The organism is Acetobacter fallax, from assembly GCF_011516735.1.
GTDB classification, from domain to species: Bacteria; Pseudomonadota; Alphaproteobacteria; order Acetobacterales; family Acetobacteraceae; genus Acetobacter; species Acetobacter fallax.
This window is the reverse complement of sequence record NZ_WOSX01000085.1, coordinates 1-5,680: the sequence shown is the minus strand read 5'-3', so window position 1 is coordinate 5,680 and position 5,680 is coordinate 1. Positions and strand designations below refer to the sequence as shown.

General features: G+C 54.4%; 6 protein-coding genes. 1 reads left to right on the top strand and 5 read right to left on the bottom strand.

What is annotated here, in order from left to right; genetic code table 11:
* A partial coding sequence (locus GOB85_RS19100) for a hypothetical protein (protein WP_206752311.1) occupies positions 1–228 on the top strand: 228 nt, incomplete at its 5' end.
* A gap of 221 nt (positions 229–449) precedes the next feature.
* Here the strand turns inward: GOB85_RS19100 and GOB85_RS18245 are convergent.
* From GOB85_RS18245 to GOB85_RS18225, 5 genes are all read right to left on the bottom strand, one after another.
* Positions 450–875, bottom strand: a complete 426-nt coding sequence (locus tag GOB85_RS18245; protein ID WP_173578800.1) for a type II toxin-antitoxin system VapC family toxin — start codon at positions 873–875, stop codon at positions 450–452.
* Positions 872–1,114 (bottom strand): type II toxin-antitoxin system Phd/YefM family antitoxin, encoded by a 243-nt coding sequence (locus GOB85_RS18240; protein ID WP_173578799.1) that lies wholly within the window; start codon positions 1,112–1,114, stop codon positions 872–874. The genes GOB85_RS18245 and GOB85_RS18240 overlap by 4 nt, the downstream gene beginning before the upstream one ends.
* 274 nt (positions 1,115–1,388) lie before the next feature.
* On the bottom strand, positions 1,389–3,080 hold the full coding sequence (locus GOB85_RS18235; RefSeq protein ID WP_173578798.1) for a recombinase family protein: 1,692 nt from the start codon (positions 3,078–3,080) through the stop codon (positions 1,389–1,391).
* Positions 3,081–3,257: 177 nt separating this feature from the next.
* Positions 3,258–3,629 (bottom strand): MerR family transcriptional regulator, encoded by a 372-nt coding sequence (locus GOB85_RS18230; RefSeq protein ID WP_173578797.1) that lies wholly within the window; start codon positions 3,627–3,629, stop codon positions 3,258–3,260.
* Positions 3,630–3,812: 183 nt separating this feature from the next.
* The gene (locus GOB85_RS18225) at positions 3,813–5,051 is read right to left on the bottom strand and encodes a hypothetical protein (protein ID WP_173578796.1); all 1,239 of its coding nucleotides are present in this window, start codon (positions 5,049–5,051) and stop codon (positions 3,813–3,815) included.
* Positions 5,052–5,680 lie beyond the last annotated feature (629 nt).

Below are 5,680 nucleotides of genomic sequence, written 5' to 3'. Positions count from 1 at the left end.
ACTCGTCGCTCTCGCATACAACTGCAAAAGAATGGCACGGCTTCAAACAGCATAAGCCGGGTCAGCCTCGGCGTTATCAGCCGCAAAATGCCCAACCCGACAGGCTGCCAGGGTGTTTGGTTTAATGCCATAATCTACACTTGCCCGCATTTGGCACAAGTTAAGTGGCGCGAAAGAATACGGCAGACGATGGGTTTTGATGGAATTATGTCTTATTTTTGGATATGAAAAACAGGATTTCGCGCTTTAAATCGGAGTTGAGGCGATGGTGGCTATTTCCCAAGTCCGAAGGAATCTACGTTCACACAACATCAATCCCAACTCGCAGTAAGCAGTTTCGGGGCAGTGAACGTGTAAGCAATCCGCCAGCTATTCTGCCAAATATAGGGATCAGTACTATAAGTTTTTTTGCTCACACATCTGTTTTTACTTTTCCAAAGAATTATTGATCACAGCAGTATGGTGGCCAGACCAACCTGAGGCCCTGCTTCGGCAAGGCGACGATCCAGAGTATACAGGGTCGCGCCCTGATCCGCACAAACCGCCAGATGAAGGGCATCTCCGGCCCGCAGCCCCAGAGCATACTGGTCCGAGAACCTTGCCGCCGTCCGGAAGTTCTGACTGGTCACTGGCAACACCCCGATACTGTCGGCACATAGACGTGTGAACATGGCCAGGCTGTTCGCGCGATCGGTGACGATGATCTGTCCCGTCCGAAGCTTGATCGACAGCGCAGAGGAAAATTCCGTCACGACCCAATCGCTGATGAAAAGATCTTCAGGTGTCTGACCGCCAAGCCAGTCCTGCATCCGGGAAGTTTCCCGCTCATTGGTCAGAGCCGCCACCAGAATCGATGTATCAATATAGAGGCTCAATATCTTGCCTCATCACGCATCTCGCGGATAACGTCCGCAGCAGACTCCTTTTGCGGCGTCATGGTGTCGGTCAGTGAGCGCAGAGCACTCACTGCAATCCGTTTACGCACCGGCTCGACTTTGACGAGTTGTGCGACCACCTTGCCGCGACGCAGAATCCGGACGGATTCTCCATCCTTTGCCAGATCGACCAAGCGACTGAGATGAGCTTTGGCCTCCACCAGATTGACGGTCTGCATCGTAGACTCCGAACCATTAAACTGGTCACATTATAGCGTAAAACAGTCGGCATGCCTATTGGAATATGTGTGTGGTGGTGAGCGATGGCACCTCCCTCACACACTCAAACGGAGCAGCGCCAACTCACAGAGATGTCGTTAGATACCCCAAAAGGGCGGTAACTCTTTGGGCCCATCTTGGGCCCACCCTGATGTGATATCCAGTTGTATCCAGTGACACTCAGTGATATGAAATACCCTGTTATCAACAGTTTAAACGAAAGAACCTAGCCATTTAGCCACTACTTATCGCCCTCTCACGGCGGCAACAGGGGTTCGAATCCCCTATGGGACGCCACTCCCGTCCAAAACTGGGAACTTTCGGGTTCAGTTTAGGACGGTCTGAGACGAGCTGGTTCATCAGCCTGTCTTTTCTTCCAAAAATATGGATTTCCCTGTCATCGACCTCTATGCGATCGACGATTGCACGGAGATATTCCTTGCGCATGGCGACGGGACCATCGGCCAGCTTCGCCCGCAGGTCACAAGAGAAGCGTCCGATCATGTCATCGGTAATCACCGGTATGACCATCGCCGGGGCTTCCGCCATCGCGCAGAGACGGCTGGCCTCATCCCGCTGGACCTTCAGTGCATCAAGTCTTCCCCTGAGCGTGGGATCAGTAGCATCGACAACGCCGTTTTCGATAGCCGCATACATTCTCTGCAACTTCTGTTCGGCTTCACGGGACGCGTTACGCAGACTCTCCTGACGGGCGGCATCACGATTCTGATTGGCGGCATAGTGTGCCAGGAGCGCTTCCAGTATCACCCCAAGCCCGTCTTTCGTGAGCAGACGGGTGGCGAGATGCTCCATGACCAGCGTATCGAGCAGATCCATGCGGATGCTCCGCCCCTTGCAGGCCGTCTTTCCCTGCCGGGCCTGTGTCGCGCAGGTATAATAGCGATAACGGCCGTATTTCCCTGTCCGCAACGTCATCCCGCCGCCGCAGGTGGCGCAGACTGCCAGCCCCGTCAGCAGGCATGGACCATTGACGATCCGGGGTGCCGTCACACGCGGTGCGTTCTGTTTCAGCCGCTGCTGCACCTCCAGAAACTCACCACGGGGAATAATGACAGGGGCATCCATGGTGATCACCTCATCCGATGCTTTCTTCCGCCCTGTTTTCGCTTCAATCACGTTGAACGCATGCGTGCCGGCATAGGTCTCGCGCGTCAGCACGTCATGAATGAATTTGCAGGAAAACCGTGAGCCCGTCTGTGTGCGGTATCCCTTTGCATTGAGATGGCTGACGATCGCCTTGATGCCGAGCCCGCCGGACTGTCCGTCTCCATCACGGTAGAGCCCGAAGATGAGCCTGACCGTCTCAGCCTGAATGGGGTCGATCTCCAGCTTCTTCTTGATTTTCTGCCCGCGACGCTCCGCTTCTGCCGTCCGATAACCGAAGGGCGGGCGGGAGCCGTTCCAGAACCCCTGCCTGGCATTCTCGTTCATGGCGCGCAGTGTATGCTTGGCATTTTCACGAGACTGATATTCGTCGAACAGCGCCATGATCTGACGCATCATCACAGCGGAAGGATTATCCCCCAGTTCCTGCGTGATCGAGATCAGCCGGATCCCCTGCTTCGCAAGACGTCTGACGTTGAACTCCAGCTCGAAATGATCCCGGAAAAAACGGCTAAAGGAATGCACAACGACAACATCGAACCGCCTTGGTTTTTCCGAGGCCACTTCCATCAGTTTCTGAAATTCCGGTCTCCTGTCATCTGTTGCCGAGGCTCCCGGCTCGATGAAAACTTCGGCGACATCCCAGCCTTTCGCAGCACAATAGGCTTCAGTCTGTCTTTGCTGATCGGGGATTGACAGGTCGTGCTCGGCCTGCCGTCCTGTTGACACGCGCAGATAAAGAGCCGCGCGCAGGGACGGCAGTGGCCGGAGGGGGCTCGAAACAAGGGACAAGGATGTCACGGCAAAACCTCATCAGAATATCGATTTCCGCTTTGTCGACGGGGATTTCTGGCGGCAGATCGTCCTGCACCCGCCAGTTCTGTGCTTTGTGGGAGAGTGCCACAGACCGCCGCCCTGAGCCAGAGTCGATCTGCCTATGCCGGACTGGTTCGCCCCGTCCGGGCGATATCGCGCGTTTCATGAGCGCGTATCCACAACGGAAGTGCCGATAGTCTTCTGCCTGAAAGTAATCGATCTCTGAATGTGATGATGAATACTTTCAGTTACTATAAAACACGATCTGCCTATTTTTATCGTTACTATCCTGCTTGACGTAGCAAGGCGGTATGCTGTTTCACGTGAAAATCCGAAGAATTCAGCAGTCTTCCCAATGCCAATTACGTCCGGGAAACCGACTATTTCCTGCATCGTCCTGCTCTCAACCTGCACTTTGTTGAAAGCAGCATCAATGAAAGCACGATGAGCAAAAACTGCAAAAACCGCTGCATTTTTCCGGCATCGGAACGGAAAAGGCTCGGCATGATGTGCGCGGCCTGCCGTTCCGGTCACATCGCACTCGTATTTCCTGCGCTTATTCTACGAAAAACAGACTGGAGAGAGATTTGTCCGTTCCCGTGTCCGGTCGGACCGCTTTACGGAAAACTGAATTCTGGCTTCAGGCCGCCCCGGGCACACGGCACCTGCGCAGCATGGCCGGCGTCAGGAATTCATTTCTGCCTGCTATGCTGCGGTTCATAACCATCGAGTATATCGAGAATTTTTTTTGGGAAGTGGTGGAAGAATCAGAGCCGGTAGTTTCATGTACGCAGGTTTTTCTTTTTCTCCCATGTCCGTTGCTACCGGGGAGACATCCGGGGAAGGTAGCTCGGGAGCAGCGATGCCTGCCCTGTCAGCAACGTCCTCTGTCCGGTCGTCATACAGGTGTGGATCATAAGCGTAGCCATAGACCGGGTCCTGCCGTGCAGTGAACCCGTAATCCCGAATGACATCCAGTTCGTGCCCGATCACCTCTGGCAGAGAAAGATCACTCTGCAGCCACGCGATATCCGAATCCTCGAGCAGAGCCCGGCTGTCCGGGGCGGAAGGCTTTTTCAGACCCCAGTCCTGAAACCACAGCGCATAACCAAGCGTCGCCCGGGTCATAGCCCCATCCCGCGGATCGTCCATGAAACTCCGGCCCGCTGTCAGAAAGCCAGGATCGGTTTCACATATCGGACGGTAGGGAGGCCACACCTCGTCCGCGGGATGTATCGGCAGATAGGCACGGCAGGCCAGAACATCCATGGCGGCAAGAATATGCGCGACGGGTCCGAGATGTTTTTTCATTTCGTCAAGTGTACGTTTGCTGAGATGATTCTTTTCTCTCTTGCTGGCTTCCCATTTCTCGCTGGCTTCCCGTTTTCTTTTTCTCAGCATGCGCGAGGGGGTGGAGGGCTCCATCACATAATCATCAACAGTGCTGAACGGATCAATCCCCCTGCGGCCAGCCTGAAACACGCGCAGGCAACGCTCCCACGATATGGGTATGTCGGGATGATGCAGCGACAGACGGGCGGCGATATGCACCGCCCGGCCAATGTAGCGGCAGCCCTCTTCAATAATGGTGGCCCGGATCGCACTATATTCTGAAAAACCGTACCGTGGCATGGCCGTTTTCAGTCTCGTTCCGATATCGGCAATCCGCATCTGCAACCGCCAGAGATCATGCTCCTGATAAAGGTTCTGGAGTTCGAGAGCCCTGTCGAGACTGGTGAGCGGCTGCGTGTGAATCTGGTCGTGCAGTTTCCGCCTGACCGAGCCAAGATCATCCAGCGTCTGGAGGTCGAACGGCCTGAGAAAATCCAGGAACTGCCGCCCCGATTTACGCTGACAGGCCAGCAACTGCAGATGTTGCCGTTCGAGAAGCATCATTTCCAGATGCAGATAGTCGTCCGTGACGTGAAATGACCTGTCGCAGCTATCTGAGCACATGGTGCTGTGTTTCTGCACCCTGCTCCGGCGCTTGGCCGTAAAATTCCTTTCGGCAGCGACGAGAAGACCTTGAAGAGCAAAATTGTCGCTCTCGCACAGTCGGTCGGAATCGAAGAAAACCGGAATTTTTTCTGACGTTTTTCCCGTTTTGCTCATGGACACAACTGATCTCTTCCGGTTAGCATTTTTCAATGTCACGGCGTACAGCCAACGAGACTAAATTCCCGTGGAGTGACGTGATCGTCTGCTTGAGCACATTATTGTTCATGTATTTGACGCGCTTGCGCGGATGTCTCTTCCGAGCTCTGACTTTCCGTTTCATCATATTTGTAGCCATTTTGAACCGGCATAATAAACTCGTGTAGTAGCTGTCGTATGTCTTCTTTCAGAAGACGGGAATCCTTATCATCTTCTGACACGCGCACAGGAAGTGGCTCCTCGCTAACCCCATCTTATTCACGGGGGCGGTCGAGACTGGGCGGCGGGTATCGCCTAAGCTTTTGATTGGGTTTACGAATTTGGGTGTCAAAGCCATCCGTTTCTCCGATCACGCCGAGCCACACCCGCCATGTCCGACGATACGAGCCAGCCGTTCCTGTTTCCAGCCATCCGACACAAGAAAATCACGG